The 19,013-nt window shown below is 29.0% G+C and carries 18 protein-coding genes and 1 pseudogene; 17 read left to right on the top strand and 2 right to left on the bottom strand.

The annotated features are described in order from the left end of the window. The 17 genes and pseudogenes from AJN69_RS02390 to AJN69_RS02310 all read left to right on the top strand — a co-directional run. A pseudogene (locus AJN69_RS02390) lies at nucleotides 1–369 on the top strand (glycosyltransferase family 2 protein); the annotation flags it as partial. A 12-nt stretch (nucleotides 370–381) separates the two neighbouring features. Next, a complete protein-coding gene (locus AJN69_RS02385) occupies nucleotides 382–1,641 on the top strand; it encodes an NAD(P)/FAD-dependent oxidoreductase (protein ID WP_053869579.1) in 1,260 nt (419 codons plus the stop codon). Continuing rightward, nucleotides 1,638–2,804, top strand: coding sequence for a DegT/DnrJ/EryC1/StrS aminotransferase family protein (locus tag AJN69_RS02380; protein ID WP_053869580.1), 1,167 nt, complete (start codon nucleotides 1,638–1,640; stop codon nucleotides 2,802–2,804). The genes AJN69_RS02385 and AJN69_RS02380 overlap by 4 nt, the downstream gene beginning before the upstream one ends. Then, the gene (locus AJN69_RS02375) at nucleotides 2,801–3,832 is read left to right on the top strand and encodes a GDP-mannose 4,6-dehydratase (protein ID WP_053869581.1); all 1,032 of its coding nucleotides are present in this window, start codon (nucleotides 2,801–2,803) and stop codon (nucleotides 3,830–3,832) included. The genes AJN69_RS02380 and AJN69_RS02375 overlap by 4 nt, the downstream gene beginning before the upstream one ends. Next, nucleotides 3,829–4,848: a D-glycero-D-manno-heptose 7-phosphate kinase gene (gene hddA / locus AJN69_RS02370; RefSeq protein WP_053869582.1), complete on the top strand. Its 1,020-nt coding sequence runs from the start codon at nucleotides 3,829–3,831 to the stop codon at nucleotides 4,846–4,848. The genes AJN69_RS02375 and hddA overlap by 4 nt, the downstream gene beginning before the upstream one ends. Continuing rightward, nucleotides 4,836–5,441 carry an SIS domain-containing protein gene (locus tag AJN69_RS02365; protein ID WP_053869583.1) on the top strand — a complete coding sequence of 202 codons (606 nt, stop codon included), beginning with the start codon at nucleotides 4,836–4,838 and terminating at the stop codon, nucleotides 5,439–5,441. Before hddA ends, AJN69_RS02365 begins: the two co-directional genes overlap by 13 nt. Continuing rightward, a complete protein-coding gene (locus AJN69_RS02360) occupies nucleotides 5,429–6,103 on the top strand; it encodes a nucleotidyltransferase family protein (RefSeq protein ID WP_053869584.1) in 675 nt (224 codons plus the stop codon). Before AJN69_RS02365 ends, AJN69_RS02360 begins: the two co-directional genes overlap by 13 nt. 12 nt (nucleotides 6,104–6,115) lie before the next feature. Then, on the top strand, nucleotides 6,116–7,930 hold the full coding sequence (locus AJN69_RS02355; RefSeq protein WP_053869585.1) for a DUF2972 domain-containing protein: 1,815 nt from the start codon (nucleotides 6,116–6,118) through the stop codon (nucleotides 7,928–7,930). Then, complete coding sequence (locus AJN69_RS02350; protein WP_053869586.1) at nucleotides 7,920–8,453, top strand: adenylyl-sulfate kinase; 534 nt, start codon at nucleotides 7,920–7,922, stop codon at nucleotides 8,451–8,453. The genes AJN69_RS02355 and AJN69_RS02350 overlap by 11 nt, the downstream gene beginning before the upstream one ends. Then, on the top strand, nucleotides 8,454–9,500 hold the full coding sequence (locus AJN69_RS02345) for a sulfate adenylyltransferase (protein WP_053869587.1): 1,047 nt from the start codon (nucleotides 8,454–8,456) through the stop codon (nucleotides 9,498–9,500). It begins immediately after the preceding gene. Between the two features lie 10 nt (nucleotides 9,501–9,510). Then, nucleotides 9,511–10,470 (top strand): pyruvate kinase, encoded by a 960-nt coding sequence (locus AJN69_RS02340; RefSeq protein ID WP_053869588.1) that lies wholly within the window; start codon nucleotides 9,511–9,513, stop codon nucleotides 10,468–10,470. A gap of 9 nt (nucleotides 10,471–10,479) precedes the next feature. Continuing rightward, nucleotides 10,480–11,733, top strand: a complete 1,254-nt coding sequence (locus AJN69_RS02335; protein WP_053869589.1) for a cation:proton antiporter — start codon at nucleotides 10,480–10,482, stop codon at nucleotides 11,731–11,733. Between the two features lie 77 nt (nucleotides 11,734–11,810). Continuing rightward, nucleotides 11,811–13,880 carry a capsular polysaccharide biosynthesis protein gene (locus AJN69_RS02330; protein WP_053869590.1) on the top strand — a complete coding sequence of 690 codons (2,070 nt, stop codon included), beginning with the start codon at nucleotides 11,811–11,813 and terminating at the stop codon, nucleotides 13,878–13,880. Beyond that, the gene (gene kpsS, locus AJN69_RS02325) at nucleotides 13,877–15,061 is read left to right on the top strand and encodes a capsule polysaccharide modification protein KpsS (protein WP_070287687.1); all 1,185 of its coding nucleotides are present in this window, start codon (nucleotides 13,877–13,879) and stop codon (nucleotides 15,059–15,061) included. Before AJN69_RS02330 ends, kpsS begins: the two co-directional genes overlap by 4 nt. A gap of 72 nt (nucleotides 15,062–15,133) precedes the next feature. Further along, complete coding sequence (locus tag AJN69_RS02320; protein WP_070287686.1) at nucleotides 15,134–16,255, top strand: DUF829 domain-containing protein; 1,122 nt, start codon at nucleotides 15,134–15,136, stop codon at nucleotides 16,253–16,255. Beyond that, complete coding sequence (locus tag AJN69_RS02315) at nucleotides 16,252–17,613, top strand: cytochrome P450 (RefSeq protein ID WP_002936391.1); 1,362 nt, start codon at nucleotides 16,252–16,254, stop codon at nucleotides 17,611–17,613. The genes AJN69_RS02320 and AJN69_RS02315 overlap by 4 nt, the downstream gene beginning before the upstream one ends. Continuing rightward, nucleotides 17,610–18,029, top strand: a complete 420-nt coding sequence (locus AJN69_RS02310; RefSeq protein ID WP_002862076.1) for a hypothetical protein — start codon at nucleotides 17,610–17,612, stop codon at nucleotides 18,027–18,029. The genes AJN69_RS02315 and AJN69_RS02310 overlap by 4 nt, the downstream gene beginning before the upstream one ends. Here AJN69_RS02310 and acpS read toward each other — a convergent pair whose 3' ends face one another. Both acpS and fliL read right to left on the bottom strand, forming a co-directional pair. After that, nucleotides 18,030–18,377, bottom strand: coding sequence for a holo-ACP synthase (acpS, locus tag AJN69_RS02305; protein WP_070287685.1), 348 nt, complete (start codon nucleotides 18,375–18,377; stop codon nucleotides 18,030–18,032). Then, on the bottom strand, nucleotides 18,378–18,914 hold the full coding sequence (fliL, locus tag AJN69_RS02300; RefSeq protein WP_002877383.1) for a flagellar basal body-associated protein FliL: 537 nt from the start codon (nucleotides 18,912–18,914) through the stop codon (nucleotides 18,378–18,380). It lies immediately after the preceding gene. Nucleotides 18,915–19,013: the final 99 nt, after the last annotated feature.

Here is a 19,013-nt window from a genome sequence, read left to right as displayed (position 1 = left end):
TTAAAATTTCAAACCGAATATGGCACAGCTAAACAAAGAATTCAAAATCATCTATCCTATAAACTAGGAAAAGCTTTGATTGCTAATTCAAAAAGTTTATGGGGCTATATAAGAATGCCTTATGTATTATCTTACATAAAAGATAAACATCAATTTGAACAAAAAGCCTATGAAGAAAAAATAAAACAAAATCCAAATTCAGCCTTACCTCCTTTAGAAACTTATCCTGATTATAACGAGGCTTTAAAAGAAAAAGAATGTTTTACTTATAAATTAGGCGAAGAATTTATTAAGGCTAGTAAGAATTGGTATACGGGCGGATTTATTAAATTATGGTTTAAGATTAGGGAATTGAAAAAAAATATTTAAGAAGAGGTATTGATGGAAAAAATATGTATTATAGGAGCTGGAATTTCTGGTATGTCTCTAGCAAGATTGCTCAAGGATGATTTTGAGGTCGAGATTTTAGAAAAAGAATCTGTTGTTGGTGGAATAGCAAGAACTAAAGATATAAATGGTATAGCTTACCATGTTAATGGTGGTCATTGTTTTACTACAAGGTATAATGAGGTTAAAGATTTTGTTTTTAAAAATGTTTTAGTAAGGGATCAATGGAATCGTTATATAAAGGATGCAAAAATTTTATTTAAGAATCACTGGATTAATAATCCGATAGAAAATTCAGTTCTAGAGATTGATAAATTTGATCCTAATTTAGCTTTTCAAATTACTAAAGAGATGTTTAGTGCATCATACGAAAAAGGAAAAAATCTTGAAGAGTGGTTTATAAATCATTTTGGTCCAACATTAGCAAAAGAATATTTCATACCATATAATACTAAAATTTGGGGTATTGAGCCAAAGAATATGGATAGTATATGGACAGTAGATGATAAACAAATGAAACTACCTATTCCTACAAAAGAAAATTTTTATAATTCTTTAGTTAACGGTAAAGGTGTGGACGGTATGGTAGAAGCTAGTGGATATTACTATCCAAAGACTAATAATCAAAACACTTTTATAGAGGCTATAGGAAAAGGTGTCAACATGCTCTTAGAATACCCTGTTAAAAGTATTGAGAAAAAAAATTTAAAGTGGATTATAAATGGTGAGAAAGAATATGATTTGATTATCAACACATCTCCTTTGGATATGCTAGTGGATATATTAAGTGATGTGCCAAATGATATACAAAAACACTTTAGAAATTTAAAATTTAACAGAGTATCAAATGTTTTATGTGAAACGGATGGAAGTGTGGATTTTACATGGGCTTATATACCAGATAAAGATATTGGAATTCATAGGACAATAAATATAGGTACATTTTTTACTCCTAATAAAAATTATTGTCTTGCTGAAAGGATAGGAAGCCATTCTATTGAGTATTTTGAAAAAGAAATTAAAAAACTTCCGTATTTAAAAAATATAGTAGGACATAATATTACCGAGCATGCTTATATATTGTTTGATTTAAACTATAAACAGTCAAAAGAAGAGGCTATAAAATACTTAAATTCATTAAATATAATCTCTCATGGTAGATTTGGCGAGTGGGAGTATTATAATATGGATGTATGTATGAAGCGTTCATTGGATCTAGCAACTAAGCTAAAAAATACAAAAGGAATAAAATGAAAAAATATACACTAGCTTCATCAACTTGGGATGAAAAGGAATTACAAGCAATACAAGATGTTATTAAAAGCGATATGTTTACTATGGGTAAAAAGGTGGCTGAATTTGAGAAAGATTTTGCTAAATTTACAGGTTCCAAGTATGCGGTTATGACAAGCTCGGGTTCAACTGCAAATTTGATAGCAACGGCAGCCTTATTTTATACAAAAAACCCTAAATTAAAAAAAGGAGATGAAGTTATAGTTCCCGCAGTATCATGGAGCACCACTTATTATCCACTTTATCAATATGGTTTAAAGTTAAAATTCGTAGATATAGATCTAGAGACATTAAATTATGATTTAGATGCTTTAAGTAGTGCTATTAGCGATAAAACAAAAATGATCATGATTGTGAATTTATTGGGAAATCCTAATGATTTTGATGTAATTAATAATCTTATTAAGGGAAAAGATATTATCTTGCTAGAAGATAATTGCGAATCAATGGGTGCAGAGTATAAAGGTAGCCAAGCCGGAACTTTTGGTATTATGGGAACTTTTTCAACATTCTTTTCTCATCATATGGCTACAATGGAAGGTGGATTTGTGGTAACAGATGATGATGAGTTGTATCATATACTTCTTTGTTTAAGAGCGCATGGTTGGACTAGAAATCTTCCAAAAGAAAATTTAGTAGCCAATAAAAGCGATGATTGGTTTAGCGAGTCATTTCGTTTTGTATTGCCAGGATATAATGTGCGTCCAGTGGAAATGAGTGGAGCTATAGGCATAGAACAACTTAAAAAATTACCTATGTTTTTAAAACATCGTAGAGAAAATGCTAAATTATTTTGTGAGTATTTTAAAAACCATCCTGAATTTATTATGCAAAAGGAAATTGGAAGTAGTTCGTGGTTTGGATTTTCTTTGGTAATTAGATCAAATTCTAAATTACAAAGAAAAGATATTATTAAAAAATTAGAAGAAAATGATATAGAATACCGTCCTATAGCTACTGGAGATTTTACACAAAATGAGGTAATTAAGTATTTTGACTATGAAATTCATCAAGAATTAAAAAATGCAAAATATATTCATGAAAAAGGATTTTTTGTGGGTAATCACCAATTTAGTATTAGTGAACAAATTAGTTTGTTTAAAAAAGTATTGGATAGTCTATGAAAAAAATAGCGTTAATTACAGGATTTACAGGGCAAGTTGGTTCTCAAATGGCAGATTTCTTGCTAGAAAACACAGACTATGATGTTATAGGTATGATGCGTTGGCAAGAACCTATGGACAATATCTATCATTTAAGCGATAGGATAAATAAAAAAGATAGAATCAGTATTTTTTATGCAGATTTAAATGATTACTCTAGTCTTCAAAAACTTTTCGAGAGTCAAAGGCCTGATGTGATCTTTCATTTGGCCGCACAGTCTTACCCAAAAACTTCTTTTGATATACCTATAGAAACATTACAAACAAATATCATAGGCACAGCAAATATTTTGGAAAACATTAGAATTTTAAAGGCAAAAGATGGATATGACCCTGTAGTGCATATCTGCTCTTCAAGTGAAGTTTATGGTAAAGCAAAAGCAGGTGTTAAACTTAATGAAGAAACAGCTTTTCACGGTGCAAGTCCTTATAGCATAAGCAAAATCGGCACTGATTATTTAGGAAGATTTTATGGCGAAGCTTATAACATTCGCACTTTTGTTACAAGAATGGGAACACATAGTGGTCCAAGAAGAAGTGATGTGTTTTTTGAAAGCACGGTGGCAAAACAAATTGCACTCATTGAAGCGGGTTATCAAGAGCCTGTTATCAAGGTTGGAAATCTTTCGAGTGTAAGAACCTTTCAAGATTGTCGTGATGCCATAAGGGCTTATTATCTACTTTCATTAGAAAGCCAAAAAGGAAAAGTTCCTTGTGGGGAAGCTTTTAATATAGCAGGTGAAGAAGCCTTTAAACTTCCTGAAGTTATAGATATACTTTTATCTTTTTCTACGAGAAAAGATATTAAAGTAGAGCAAGATGAAGAAAGATTACGCCCAATTGATGCGGATTATCAAATGTTTGATAATACAAAAATCAAAAGTTTTATTGACTGGAAGCCAGAAATTCCAGCCAGACAAATGTTTGAGGATCTATTAAATCATTGGAGAGACGAGATAAAAAAAGGAAGGATTCCTTTAAATAGATGAAAACCATACGCACACAAACTCCTCTTCGTTTAGGTTTAGCAGGCGGGGGAACTGATATAAATTTATATTGTGATAAATACACAGGTTATGTTTTAAATGCGACTATATCTTTATATATACATTGCACTTTGATTGAAAGAGAAGATGGAAAAATCATTTTTGATTCGCCTGATACAAATTCTTACTGTGAGTACAAAAGTAAAGAGCATTTAGAAAATGATGGAAAGTTAGATATTTTTAAAAGTATTTATAATCGTATTGTAAAAGATTTTACAAAAAAACCTTTAAGTTTTTCTTTGCACACTTATTCAGATGTACCAAGTGGTAGTGGATTAGGTGGAAGTTCAACTTTAGTTGTAGGTATTATAAAAGCTTTTGCAGAGTGGCTTAATCTACCTTTAGGGGAATATGAAATCGCTAAACTTGCTTATGAGATAGAAAGAGAAGATTTAGGCATAGTAGGCGGAGCACAAGATCAATACGCCGCAACTTTTGGGGGATTTAATTTTATGGAATTTTATGAGAATAAAAGAGTTATTGTCAATCCTTTGCGTATTAAAAACTGGATAGCTAGTGAGCTTGAAGCTAGAACTGTGCTTTATTTTACAAATATTACAAGAGAAGCAAAAGATATAGAAGAGCATAAAAAAGGAAAGCTTGGAGATGAAAAATCCCTCGAAGCTATGCACGCTATAAAACAAGATGCTATAAAGATGAAAGAAGCTTTATTTAGAGCTGATTTTGATACTTTGGCGAAAATTTTAGGCAAGTCTTGGCAGTCAAAAAAAATCATTTCAGAAATCGTTAGTAATGATGAGCTTGAAAGAATTTATAAACTCGCTATAGATAATGGAGCTTATAGCGGCAAAACTAGTGGAGCAGGAGCTGGTGGATTTATGTTTTTCTTTGTAGATCCTACTAAAAAATATAATTTAATCAAAGCTTTAAACAAAGAGCAAGGTTATGTACAAGATTTTTCATTTACAAAAGAGGGGGTTAAATCATGGAAATTATAAATAATTATATAAAAGAACATTTTCAAGAATCAATTTTGGTAAAAGAGCAAATTTTAAAAGATGAAGATTTAATAACTCTTATTAAAAATGTTTCATTGGAAGTCATAAAAGCTTATAAAAATGGTAACAAAACTTTATTAGCAGGAAATGGTGGTAGTGCAGCTGATGCACAGCATATCGCAGGGGAATTTATAAGTAGGTTTTATTTTGATAGACCCGGTATCGCAAGTATTGCACTTACTACAGATACTAGCGTATTAACAGCTATCGGGAATGATTATGGTTATGAAAATTTATTTGCTAGACAAGTACAAGCTCAAGGTGTTAAGGGAGATATTTTTATAGGTATTTCTACAAGTGGAAATAGTAAAAATATCTTAAAAGCTCTAGATCTTTGCAAGCAAAAAGGAATCATAAGTATAGGCTTAAGCGGAGCTAGTGGCGGAGCGATGAATGAGCTTTGTGATTATTGTATAAAAGTACCTTCAACTTGCACACCAAGAATTCAAGAAGCACATATTTTAATAGGACATATTATTTGTGCTATCGTTGAAGAAGAGCTTTTTGGCAAGGGTTTTTCTTGCAAGCAATAATACTTTGTGGTGGCTTAGGAACAAGACTTAAAAGCGTTATAAAAGATATTCCAAAACCTATGGCACCGATAAATGATAAGCCTTTTTTAGAATTTATTTTTGAATATCTTAAAAAGCAAGGTATAAAAGAAGTTATCTTAGCAGTATCATACAAATATGAAGTGATACAAGAGTATTTTAAAGATGAGTTTTTAGGTATAAAAATAAAATACAGCATCGAAAAAGAGCCCCTAGGAACAGGCGGAGCTATAAAAGAGGCTTTGAAATTTATAAAAAATGAAGCTTATGTTTTAAACGGCGATACTTTTTTTGATATAGATTTAAGTAAATTAAAACTAAATGGAAGTAAAATTTGTCTTGCTCTAAAACGAATGAATAATTTTGATAGGTATGGTACGGTAAATGTTGATTGGCGAGGTCTTGTAATTTCTTTTGAGGAAAAGGTATTCAAAAAGCAAGGTTTAATCAATGGTGGAATTTATCTTTTAACTAAAGATGTTTTTAATGAATTTGATTTAGAGAAAAAATTTTCTTTTGAAGAATTTTTACAAGAAAATTATGAAAAATTAAAGGCAAGAGCTGAAATTTTTGATGATTATTTTATAGATATTGGTGTGCCTGAGGATTATTATAATTTTACAACCAACCAAAGCCATTTTTAAAGGAGAAACCCTATGTATAACCCAGACTCAGCTATAGAAAGAGTAAAAAACTATTTAGCTTATAAATTGGGTCAAGCTCTAATTGATTTTAAACAAAATGGGGGGGGGTATATAGCATTATTTAAAAAACTTTATAAAATTAAAAAACAACATAAAAAAGAACAACAAATTTATCAACAAACCATACAAATCTTTCCTCAACTTAAATATCCAAGTTTGGAAACATGTCCTGATTATAGTGAATCCCTAAGATATAAATTTCATTTATCTTATATGCTGGGAGAAGTTTTAATCAAGGCTGATATGAATAAGTTTAAAGATGGGTATTTTTTTCTTTTTAAAAATATAGAACAAACTAAAAAAGATTATAAAATAATAAAAGAAATTTTAGATCTTTCTAAAAAGTTTGAAGAAAATATTTATATTATACTTGCTGAAAATAAAAATTTATTCATGTGTAATTTGGATAATTTGAAAATTATTTTAGACTTACATAAAAATTATATACCAGCATTAAAAGTTATTTTTCAAAATTTTAATTATACGCTAAATCATTTGGAAATGATACAAGAATGGTTATTATCAAGTGATTTTAAGCAAAGATTTCAAGATGTAAATCATCCTTATCCTTCTTTACTTGACCCTAAAAAACTTAATGATCAAGCAGAAAAAATAAATTATCATAATATTTCAGGCGAATTAGCTTGGAAAATGAATTTACCATTGCCTGAAAATTATAAATTAATATGGCTATGGGCTGCATGCAGTGGAACAGTAGCTATTTATACATTTTTTAATTATTCAGATATTTCAACTATTAATGCAAATGGTTGTGAAGATGAAAAAAAAGTTTATATCGATAATTATACGTATATATTAAGCAAAAAAACACATGTAGCTATAGCTCCAAGAGTGTTTGAAAATAATGATAAAATTTATTATTTATTTGCTAGCAATGTTCCTTTATTATATATATGTAGAGATCCAATATCAATTATCAGGCATGCAATAAATCATATAGGTGACCAAAATAGCAAAATAAAACCAATGATGAAACAGATAACTTTAAATTCAAATTTTAAAGAGCTTTTTCCAGAAATACTTTACTGGTATTCCAATTCAAGCAAACCTGAATTAAATAGCTTGATAAAAGTTTTAGATAATTATGAACTTTACTTTAAATCATATCAAAGAATTAAAATTTTAAAAAAAGATGTATTGTGTTTTGAGCTTAATGAAATCTCTGGTTTAAATGCTCGAAAAACATTTGATTTTATAGCTGATAAATTTTTTAATGTAAAATGCGATTATTCTTTTTTTTCTAAAAGAATTAATCGCCATCAAGGTGATTTGGTTGTGCTTCCAGTTGTATATTCTATTGTTATAGGTGAAATTTGTATTAATATAGTAATTACTACAAAAAATCTTATGTATTTTAATTCTTTAGAGCCTAAGATGACAGATGAAGACTATATTGACATTACTTCTGAAATTTTTAAAGAAAGAAAGTTAATGTTTGATAATATTATTTTGTTAATAAAACAAAAAGAATATAATATTTTAAAGAATAATCAAAAATGTTTTATAGATAGCAAAAAATATTTAAACGGTTATATGGATGCGTTTGAAGAGAATGAGATAAAGATTAAAAACAATCTTATTACAGAAGAAGAAATTTTGCAATATTTACAAATGAGAAAAGATTTGCGATTAAAATTAAAAGATATTTTAGATGAAGAATTAAATTTTATAAAAATAAATTATCCAAAGCATTTAAAACAATGGAAATATTATCAAAAATTTGAGCAGATGTGTAATGAAACATAATTTAACTATTTGGCTTACAGGTTTAGCAGGAAGTGGTAAAAGTTATATAGCGCAAGCATTGTATAGAAAATTAAAAGAGAAATATGACAATGTTATCTATCTTGATGGAGATGAGTTAAGAGAGCTGTTGGGATATTTTTCCTATGATAAAAAAGGTCGTATGGATGTATCCTTTAAACGATCCGATTTTGCTCGTTTTTTAAGTAATCAAGGAATGATAGTTATTGTAAGTGCGATTTCTATGTGGAATGAAATTTATGAGTATAACCGCAAATATTTAAAAAATTATTTTGAAATTTATATAAAATGTGAATTTGAAGAGTTGAAAAGACGCGATAAAAAGAATTTATATACCCAAGCTTTAAAGGGCGAAATTTCAAATGTCGTGGGTGTAGACATTCCGTATGATGAACCAAAAGCTGATTTAGTGATTGACAATACCCAAATGGCAGCACTTGATGATAAGGTTTGCCTTATTTTAACAGCGCTTTCTCAAAATTTAGATAATTCAAAGCGCGAATAAATGTTACAAGTAACCCATGAAAATTTCCTAGATTTAAAATATTTTGCTAGCGGTGTGTTTTATCCTTTGGAAGGTTTTATGAATTATGAAGAATATAAAAAAGTAATTTATGAAATGCAACTTTTAAATGGTGAAATATGGACCTTGCCTATTACTTTAGAAGTGGATGATTTTAAAGATATTTATGTGGGACAAAAGCAAGATTTATATTATCAAGACAAATTTATAGGAAATATTCAAATCGAAGATAAATTTTGCGTTCAAGATCAGGATCTTTATGAAATTTTTCAAACTAAAGATGAAAAACATCCTGGTATTATAAAAGAAAAAAAACGCTCTTCTTTGCGTGTTGGTGGAAAAATAGAACTTAAAGAAGAATTTTATAAAGATTCTTTATATAAAAATATTTTAAAAGATGTTTTTAATGCTGATATTAAGACCATAGTGGGTTTTCAAACAAGAAATCCTATCCACAGAGCTCATGAACATTTGCAAAGAATTGCGCTTGAAATTTGCGATGCTTTGTTTATTAATCCTCTAACAGGCTGGAAAAAGCAAGGAGATTTTACCGAAGCAGCAGTGATGAGTGCTTATAAAACTATGTTTGATGAGTTTTATCCTAAAGATAGAGTTTATATTCAAGGTTTACAAACTGCTATGCGTTATGCGGGTCCTAAAGAAGCTATTTTTCATGCTTTACTTAGAAGAAATATGGGTTGTACCCATTTTATCATTGGCAGAGATCATGCGGGAGTGGGAGATTATTACGGAATTTACGAGGCGCAAAAGTTGGCTAAAGATCTATCAATGCGTTATGATTTAGGTATAGATTTTTTACTTTTAAAAGAACCTTATTATTGTTCTAAATGTCAAAAAATTGTGAGTGAAAAAAATTGTGCACATTATAAAGAACATAGAATTGCAATTAGTGGTACGCAAATTAGAAAGGATTTAAGCGAGGGTAAAATTCCTAGCGAACTTATGATGCGTTCAGAAATTTCTGCTAGTATACTTGCTTTAGGTAGAGAAAATATTTTTATTGATTAAAGGATTGACAATGAAGAAGCTTATTTTAACAACAGGTCCTAGTTTAGGTGGAAAGATAAATCTTAATCAAATTCATCAAGATAAATTTATTTATAGAATTAATGGAGCTCATGGAGATATAGAGAGTATTAAAAATACTATTATTAATTTAAGAAAACAAAAAGCTGATATTGATATTTTGATTGATTTACCAGGAAATAAAATTAGAACTTCAGGGATTAGCGAGGCTATTCAAGTAGAAAAAGATAAGGATTTTTCTTTAAAAATTGATCAGTTTAATTACAAAGAATTTTATAAGCTTGTTAAACCAGGTATGGAGGTTTATGCTAATGACAGCATATTTTTGTTTATTGTAAAAGAGGTAAATGATAAAGAAGTTGTATTTACTTCCAAAAGCACAGGTTTGCTTTTAAATAATAAGGGTATGCATGTAAGAAATTTGCATGATAATATTCCTTTTTTATTTGAAAAAGACAAGGAGCTTATAAAGCTTTGCAATGAGTTTGATATAGCTTATGTAGGAGCTTCTTTTGTAAGAAAAGCAAGTGATATACAAGAAATAAAACAAGTGCTTCATTCAAATACTAAGATTATTTCTAAAATTGAAACTTTAGAAGCAGTGAATAATTTATACAGTATTTTGCAAGAAGTAGAATATATTTTAATTGATAGAGGAGATTTATCTACAGAAATTGGTATAGAAAAAATTCCACGTTTTCAAAATTATATTGTAGAAATGGCACATCATAATGCAATTAAAGTATTTTTAGCTACACAAATTTTAAAAAATATGGAAGAAAAACCTATTCCTACTATTGCAGAAATTGATGATTTATATAATATCGCAAAAAGTGGAGTTTTTGGTGTGCAACTTTCTGAAGAAACAGCTGTAGGACACTATGTAGAAGAATGTGTTAAGATTTTAAATTTAATACAAGATGAAATCAATAATGAAAAAATCATTCTTTAGGAAAGCAATATGAAATTTGAATCTTTAAGTCCTGAGAATATTAGTATTATATTTTTATCTTTGGGAGTTTTATTATTTTCTTCTTTTGTTTTTGGAAAATTATTTACTTTATTTAAAGCTCCAAAAGTAATTGGTGAAATTTTTGGTGGTTTTGTTTTGGGGGCAAGTGGTTTGTATATTTTTGCTCCTGATTTACTTACAGATATCTTTAATGGATTTAATGAGCAAGGCAAGATATTAAATATTTTTTATCAATTAGGTTTGATATTTTTAATGTTTATTGCAGGGTTTAATACGCAAATTAGTTTTGAAAAACAAAATATTAAGATTATTTCTACTTTATTTTTAGGTGGTACTTTTTTATCTGCTGGTGTGGGATATTTTTTTATTGATTATTTTAAAGAAAGTTTTATTGGAACAAAGGGGAATGATTTATCTTTTGATTTGGTTTTTTTAATAGCCATTGCTGTAACTTCTATACCTGTAATATCAAAAATATTTTTTGATATAGGAGTGATTAAAACAAGATTTGCAAGTATAGTTTTAACCACTTCAACAATACAAGATTTGTTTTTATGGATTTTACTAAATATTACTATTAATGCCGCAACAAATCAAGATTTAACTTTAATGAGCAATCTTAAAACCGCTTTTCTTACTTTATTTTTATTTATAGCTGTGAAGGTAATTTCTCATTTCTTTGAAAAAATTTCTTTTCGCATGAGTACAATTGATTTTTTTACTTTAAGCTTTGTTGTGTTATTTTTATCTATAGCTTTTTTAAATATGATTCATATCAACCCTATGTATACTTCATTTCTTGTAGGTTTTTTAATAAAAAATATTTTAAATAATCATCAAGAATTAAGAGAAAAAGTTAACGGTATTTCAGATATGGCTTTTTCATTTTTTATTCCTATTTATTTTGCTTTAATCGGTATTCAATTAAATATTATGCATGAATTTTCTTTTAACATGTTTATATTCTTCTTAATTCTTGCGTGTTTATTGAAATTTTTAGGTTGTTATATAGGATTAAATTTTGTTAAAATTTCTAATATTTCAAGAATTAATTTTGCAATTACTATGAATGCTAGAGGTGGTCCAGGAATAGTTTTAGCTAGTGTTGCTTATTATTATCAGATTATTAATGTAAGCTTTTTTACAACACTTATTTTAACCGTTTTAATTTCTTCGATGATGGCGGGTTATTGGTTGAGATATCAAAAAAATAAAAATATAAATATTTTTTCTGAATTCTAATAAAAATTATAAAATTGAATTTTTGATATAAAAAATTTGTTATAATTCTTTTAAAAATATTTTTAAAAGAAATATTTATGAAGTATTACTCAACATCAAAAAAACTTATCGCTAATGTTAGAAATTTTTATACCATTTCTTTGTATAAGAAAAATTTAAAAATAAATAAAGATGACCTTTTCTTTGGCTGGGGACGCAAAAAATCAGGTTTAAAAGCTATGAATTTAGCTAAAAAATATAAGGCTAAATTCATACTTTTAGAAGATGGATTTATCCGCTCATTAAACTTAGGGGTTGAAAATAGCCCAAGTTTTTCTATGGTTAAAGATGATATAGGCATTTATTATGATGCAACAATGCCTTCAAAGCTTGAAAATCTTTTAAATACTTATGAATTTAAAGATGAAGAAATCAAGCAAGCTAAAAAAGCTATAGAGCTTATCAAAAAATATAAAATTAGCAAGTATAATAACAATCTCGATATTCCAGATGATTATTTTCAAAAAGATGAAAAAAGGATTTTAATCATCACTCAAACGGCAAATGATGCCTCGCTTGAATTTGGGCTCGCTAAAGATTTTAAAACCGTCGATATGATAAAAGATGCTATAAAAGAAAATCCTGATTCTAAAATTTATATAAAAATCCATCCTGACGTTTTAAGCGGTAAAAAACAAAGTGATTTAGACATAAAATCCTTACCTAAAGAATGTATTTTAATCACTGAAAATTTTAATCCCATAGCCTTGCTTGAGTTTTTTGATAAGGTTTATACCAAAACTTCTGGTATGGGTTTTGAAGCTTTGATGCAAGGATGTGAGTGTGTTTGTTATAGCATGCCTTTTTATGCAGGTTGGGGTCTAACAAAAGATAAATTAGAGTGTAAAAGAAGGATGCAAAAAAGAAGTTTAGAAGAAGTTTTCTATGCTGCTTATATACTTTATAGCGAGTATTTTAATCCTTATTTAAATCAAAAAAGTAATATTTTTGATACTATTCAAACTTTAGCAAAATATAAAAGCATAGAAAAGGCAAATTCTAATAGACTTTTTATGCTAGGCTTTACCTTATGGAAAAGGTATTTTATCAAGCCTTTTTTTAAGGCTAAAAATAATGAAATTATTTTTTTAAATTCTATTAAATCTTTAGCTAGATACAAGCTTAAAGAAGATGATAAATTCTTTATTTGGGGTAAAAAATATGATGAAAATACTCTTAAAAATTTGCTTTTAGTAAAGGCAAAAGAGCAAAATTTAACTAGTTTTACCCCTAAAGTTTCTTTAGTGGAAGATGGTTTTATCCGCTCAATTTCACTAGGTTCTGATCTTACGCGCCCTTTTTCTTTAATCGTTGATGATAAAGGACTTTACATAGATCCAAATAAAGTAAGCAAATTAGAAGAACTTTTGCAAAATGAAATTTTTGATAAAAATATGCTAAATAGGGCAAAAAATATTATAAAAACCTTACTTGAGAACCGCTTTTCAAAATATAATGGTTTAAAGCATGAAGACTTAAAAATCAATGCCAAAATAGGACAAAAGGTTATTTTAATCCCCGCTCAAGTTGAAGATGATGCTTCGATGATTTTAGGAGGTTTTGGCTTATCTACTCTTGATTTGCTTAAGGAGGTACGTTCTAAAAATCAAGATGCTTATATCATCTTTAAACCCCATCCTGATGTGTTAAGCGGCAACCGTGTAGGTTTAAAAGATGAAACACTCATCTTGGAATTTTGTGATGAGATTGTAAAAGATTGCAGTATTGATAGTGCTATAAAAATTGCTGATGAAATTCACACTATTACTTCTACAAGTGGTTTTGATGCTCTTTTAAGAGCTAAAAAAGTTTTTACTTATGGCATGCCTTTTTATGCGGGCTGGGGTTTAACAAAAGATAAATATAGATGCGAAAGAAGAACAAGAAAACTAAGCCTAGAAGAGCTTGTAGCAGGTGCTTTGATCACATATCCAAGATATATAAATCCTAAAACAAAAACTTTATGTGAAATTGAAGTTTGTTTAGATATAATGCTAAATTTACAAAAAGCTTATTTTTCAAAAAAATATATAAAATTGGCAATAGATTTTAAAACTTTTATACTTAGAAAAATAAGAAGATTTTATGAATTTTTAGCAAAGAAATGAGATTTAGCACTAAAATTAAAAAAGAATTTAGCGGTAAAAATGTTTTACTCTTGCAAGGACCTGTGGGAAATTTTTTTCACCTTCTTGCAATAAAAATGAAAAAAAAACAAACCAAAGTTTTTAAACTCAATTTTAACGGTGGAGATTTTTTTTTCTATCCTAGTGGAACGAGGTGTAAGTGCGATGAAAAAGATCTTGAAAATTTCTATAGAGATTTTTTTCAAAGCAAAAAAATCGATGCTATTTTAATGTATAATGATTGTCGTATTATCCATGCTAAGGCTATTAAAGTGGCTAAAGAATTAGGAGTTGAAATATGGATTTTTGAAGAAGGATATTTAAGGCCTTATTGTATTACTTTGGAAAAAGATGGGGTGAATGCAAATTCTTCTTTACCGCGTGATAAAAATTTTTATCTTTCTCAAAATATTTTTACCAAAGAAAGCATAAAAGAAATTCCAGGTGGATTTAAATTTATGGCTTTTGATGCCTTTTTGTATTGGTTATTTGCTTTTATTTTGGCCCCATTTTTTAACAACAAACTTCATCATCGCACTTTATATCCTTTTGAATTTTTATTTTGGTTTAGATCTTTATATAGAAAATATCTTTACAAGATTACAGAAAAAAAACTAAATGAAAAGATTTATAATTTAGAAAAAAAGTACTTTTTGGCGATTTTACAAGTTTATAGCGATACGCAAATTAAATATCATTACAAAAAAAGCATAGAGCACTTTATAGAGGAAACCATACTTTCTTTTGCAAACCATGCAAGAGCTAAATCTTATCTAGTTTTTAAACACCATCCCATGGATAGGGGTTATAAGAATTATTCTAAACTCATAAGTGATTTAATTCAAAAATATCATGTCGAAGGAAGGGTTTTATATGTTCATGATACCCACTTGCCAGTTCTTTTAAGAAAGGCTTTAGGTTGTATTACTATAAATTCAACAGTGGGTCTTAGTGCTATTTTAGAAGGCTGTCCGACTAAGGTTTGTGGCAATGCTTTTTATGATTTTGAAGGCTTATCTTATCCAAAGAAACTTCAATTTTTTTGGCGTGAAGCTCATGCTTATAAACCCAATCCTGTTTTGGTATGTAATTTTAAAAAATACCTTTTACAAACTAATCAATTCAACGGCAATTTTTACAAAAATTTCTTTTTAGACAAATAAGACTAAAAAGCTTTGATTAAGAGAGCTTTTAAAGCAAAGTTGTTATAATTAAAAGCAAAAAAGAAATATTGTATGGATAGGGAAGTATTTTATATAGCAGGATATGATCCTAAAAGTTATAGATTTTATTATGATTTATTTAAAAAAAACCTAAAAGATTATTCTCGTGCTTTTAACATTAAAGCTGATTTAAGTAAAATTGAAAAAAATGAGCAATTTCCTTTTTTTAAAATTTCTTGCGAGGGAGTGCAAACTAAATATCATTTTTTAGCATGGAATGATATTGTTAAGAAAAATTGGTCAGAAAATTATAAAGATGCCTTAGTAGATTGTTATAGTTTTTTTAGAATTTATACTATCACAGGACTTTTTATCAAATTTGGTAAAGAGTCGATTTATCAACTTATCACAGGTTATTATCCTTTTTTTTATGTGTTATTTTCTTTGCTATTTTCTTTGGTTTTAGCTTTTGGAAGTTTTGCTTTTTTGCAAAATTATATGCATTTTTCTTTAGCTATCATCATAGGATGTTTTCTAGGATTTTTACTAAATCATTTTTTATTTAAATTAGGTAAGAAATTAGCTGTATTTTGGATAGCAAGAATTTGTGCTTTTTGTGCTACTTGGCAAGATAAAAAAACAGGCATTATGCAAGAAAGAATCAAGCTTTTTGCAAATGTTATAGTAGATAAGCTAAAACAAAACGAAAGCAAACAAGATTATGAACTTATTTTAGTAGCGCATAGTGTTGGAACTATAGTTTGTATAGAAGTTTTGGAGTGTATTTTAAGACAAAATTTAGATTTATCTTTACTTTGTAAATTAAAAATTCTTACTCTAGGAGAATGCATACCTTTAGTGAGTTATCAAAAAAAAGCAGGTGAATTTAGAAAGAAGCTTGAATTTGTTTCAAGGTTTGATTTAAAATGGTATGATTACACATCGATTATTGATGGAGCATGTTTTCCTCAAGTGGATTTTTTCCGCACGAGTGGTGTAAATGCTAAATTTACACCCCCATTTTTAAGTGCTAAATTTCACACTTTATATGAAAAACATGAGTATAAAAAAATAAAAAGAGATAAAAACAAAGCACACTTTTTATATCTTTATAGTATTAGTGTTAAAGGTGATTATGATTTTTTTTCTTTCATCATAATGCCTAAATTTTTAGAAGAAAAGGCAAAAATATGAGCGAATGTCCCTTTTTTCCAAAACCTTATAAAAATAAGGCTTCTACACTTTTAACTTTTTTGTTAAAGCGTAGATCTTGGCTTGATGGGCTTTATGAGCGTAGTTATAAAATGCAAACAGGCTATGTGAAGATGCCAAATTTTGATCTTTATGTTATAAATGACACTAAAGAAGTTAAAAGAATGATGGTTGATGAGGTTAGAGAATTTCCTAAAAGTGCATTTTTGCATGAGCTTTTAAGTCCGCTTTTAGGGGAGAGCATTTTTACTACAAATGGTGAAGTTTGGAAAAAGCAAAGAGAGCTTTTGCGTCCAAGTTTTGAAATGACTCGTATCAATAAAGTGTTTAATCTTATGAGTGAAGCTGTGGCAGATATGATGGATCGTTTTAGCAAGTATCCAAATCATGCTGTTATCGAAGTAGATGAAGCTATGACTTTTATTACCGCTGATGTGATTTTTCGCACCATTATGTCTTCAAAACTCGATGAGGAAAAAGGTAAAAAAATCTTAAATGCCTTTGTGACTTTTCAAGAGCAAAGCGTGCATACAGCCATGCGTCGTATGTTTCGTTTTCCAAAATGGCTTTCTTATGTTTTAGGAGATCGTAAGCGTGCTAAGGCCGGAGATGTGATCAGACAGGTTTTAAGTGACATCATAAAACCAAGATATGATATGGCAGATAATGCAGAATTTGAAGATATTTTAGGATCTTTGCTTTTAGTAGTGGATGCAGATACAAATAAGCGTTTTTCTTTTGAGGAAATTTTAGATCAAGTGGCTATGCTTTTTTTAGCAGGACATGAAACCACAGCAAGTTCTTTGACATGGACGCTTTATTTGCTTAGTCTTTATCCTAAGGAGCAAGAAAAAGCTTATGAGGAGATTACTCAGGTTTTACAGGGTGGAGCCATTGAAATTTCGCATCTAAGACAGTTTAAATACTTAACAAATATTTTTAAAGAATCTTTAAGACTTTATCCTCCTGTTGGATTTTTTGCAAGAGAGGCAAAAAAAGATACCCAAGTTAGAGATAAGCTTATTAAAAAAGGTTCTGGGGTGGTGATTGCTCCTTGGCTGATACACAGACATGAAGAATTTTGGACAAATCCACATGGATTTAATCCTTCTCGTTTTGAAGGAGAATACAAAAAAGATGCTTATTTGCCTTTTGGTGTAGGGGAAAGAATTTGCATAGGACAAGGTTTTGCTATGCAAGAAGCGATTTTGATTTTGGCTAATATTTTAAAAACTTACAAACTAGAACTTGAAGAAGGTTTTGTACCTGATGTAGTAGGCCGTTTAACAGTGCGTTCGGCTAATGGTATGAGGATAAAATTTAGCAAAAGAGAGTTATGAAAAGAGTTAGAACTAAAATTCGTGCCAATTTTCGTCGTCGTGTAAAACGCACTTTAAAAGGAAGCTTAAAAGAAAAATTAGCAGGGACTATTCTGCTTTGTGCAATAGTACCTTTAGCAGTTTTAGGATATCTTTTTATCGTGATTATAGGAACTTTTTTTAATACCGCACGAGCAAGACAGGGTGTTAGAGCCTTAGATCATTTTGTAAATGCAAGCTTGTTTAATGGCTATGCTTGGGAGAGCGTTTCTTCTCATGCGTGGCGTGAAAGAAATCGTAAAAAATGGGCAAGGATTGTTATAAAAATCACAGATTTTTTTCAAAAAGATCATTGTAAAAGAGCAAATAAAAGAGAACAACCTGTGGTAGATTTCATACTTTCAAGAAATTTAGACAAGCAAACTATAGGAAAATAATCAAACTATAGCCACTATGGCTATAGCAAAACCATTATCATGAGAAATGCTTAGGGAAGTTTGAGTGATATTAAAATTTTTTGTAATTTTTTGAGAATATTTTAATTGAGGCGCGTTTTTTTCATCTTTTGATATTTCAATATCAAAAAAACTGCATAATTCACAAATTCCAACACCCAAAGCCTTGCTAGCAGCTTCTTTAGCAGCCCAAAGACCTGCTAGAGTTGCTGGATTTTTAATGAGTATTTGTTCTTTTGGGCTTAGAAATTTATCCAAAAAATTTTTGCCATGTCTAGAATGAATTTTTTCTATCCTAGAAATGGCGATGATATCACAGCCTACACGCATTTAAGAAACTACAAAATCCGTAAAATAAACATTTTTAATAAAGCCATCGGTTAAAATTTCATTGATTTTTCCAACTAGCTCATCTTTTAAACGTTCTTTGCCTTTTTGTGTACTTACTTCTTCAAAAGTTTTAGCTGTTAATGTACGAATAATAATATCACGAATCACTGGAACTTTTTTATCGAGTTCAGGTTTTAAAAGTTCGCTATTTTGTTCTAGTTCTATAGTGCATTTTACATATCTTGAGCCGCTATCACTAAGTAAATTTAGGGTAAAAGGATCAAGTGGGTACATAGGACCTATATTAGCAAAATCACTACCTCGCTGAGTAGGAGCTGAAACTTTAGGTTTATCAGCTTTTGTCTCTTCTTTTGGAGCTTCTTTGACTTCACTTTCATCACTTGAACTGCTTGAAATAAGCCAAGCAATCACTCCCATAATACTAAGAAGTAAAACAAAAAGTAAAATAACAATAATAATTACAAGTGAACCGCCTTTTTTCTTTTTTGTTTCTTCGTTTTCTAATTCTTCATCCATAAATTTTCCTTCATTTAGTGAAATTAATGTAAAATTGTAGCAAAAATTTCTTTTCTATCCAAATTTGCTTTAGAAAAACGATAAATTTAGGTCAAAGAA

This window comes from Campylobacter sp. BCW_4338, assembly GCF_001763255.1.
Lineage (GTDB): Bacteria > Campylobacterota > Campylobacteria > Campylobacterales > Campylobacteraceae > Campylobacter_D > Campylobacter_D jejuni.
The sequence above is the reverse complement of the archived record's forward strand: the minus strand, read 5'-3'. Positions and strand labels throughout refer to the sequence as shown.

Coding starts and splice junctions, on each gene's coding strand:
- AJN69_RS02315 (WP_002936391.1), top strand. CDS start 16,252: ATGAGCGAATGTCCCTTTTTTCCAAAACCTTATAAAAATAAGGCTTCT.
- AJN69_RS02380 (WP_053869580.1), top strand. CDS start 1,638: ATGAAAAAATATACACTAGCTTCATCAACTTGGGATGAAAAGGAATTA.
- AJN69_RS02320 (WP_070287686.1), top strand. CDS start 15,134: ATGGATAGGGAAGTATTTTATATAGCAGGATATGATCCTAAAAGTTAT.
- AJN69_RS02330 (WP_053869590.1), top strand. CDS start 11,811: ATGAAGTATTACTCAACATCAAAAAAACTTATCGCTAATGTTAGAAAT.
- kpsS (WP_070287687.1), top strand. CDS start 13,877: ATGAGATTTAGCACTAAAATTAAAAAAGAATTTAGCGGTAAAAATGTT.
- AJN69_RS02375 (WP_053869581.1), top strand. CDS start 2,801: ATGAAAAAAATAGCGTTAATTACAGGATTTACAGGGCAAGTTGGTTCT.
- AJN69_RS02350 (WP_053869586.1), top strand. CDS start 7,920: ATGAAACATAATTTAACTATTTGGCTTACAGGTTTAGCAGGAAGTGGT.
- AJN69_RS02310 (WP_002862076.1), top strand. CDS start 17,610: ATGAAAAGAGTTAGAACTAAAATTCGTGCCAATTTTCGTCGTCGTGTA.
- acpS (WP_070287685.1), bottom strand. CDS start 18,377: ATGCGTGTAGGCTGTGATATCATCGCCATTTCTAGGATAGAAAAAATT.
- hddA (WP_053869582.1), top strand. CDS start 3,829: ATGAAAACCATACGCACACAAACTCCTCTTCGTTTAGGTTTAGCAGGC.
- AJN69_RS02340 (WP_053869588.1), top strand. CDS start 9,511: ATGAAGAAGCTTATTTTAACAACAGGTCCTAGTTTAGGTGGAAAGATA.
- AJN69_RS02355 (WP_053869585.1), top strand. CDS start 6,116: ATGTATAACCCAGACTCAGCTATAGAAAGAGTAAAAAACTATTTAGCT.
- AJN69_RS02385 (WP_053869579.1), top strand. CDS start 382: ATGGAAAAAATATGTATTATAGGAGCTGGAATTTCTGGTATGTCTCTA.
- fliL (WP_002877383.1), bottom strand. CDS start 18,914: ATGGATGAAGAATTAGAAAACGAAGAAACAAAAAAGAAAAAAGGCGGT.
- AJN69_RS02365 (WP_053869583.1), top strand. CDS start 4,836: ATGGAAATTATAAATAATTATATAAAAGAACATTTTCAAGAATCAATT.
- AJN69_RS02345 (WP_053869587.1), top strand. CDS start 8,454: ATGTTACAAGTAACCCATGAAAATTTCCTAGATTTAAAATATTTTGCT.
- AJN69_RS02335 (WP_053869589.1), top strand. CDS start 10,480: ATGAAATTTGAATCTTTAAGTCCTGAGAATATTAGTATTATATTTTTA.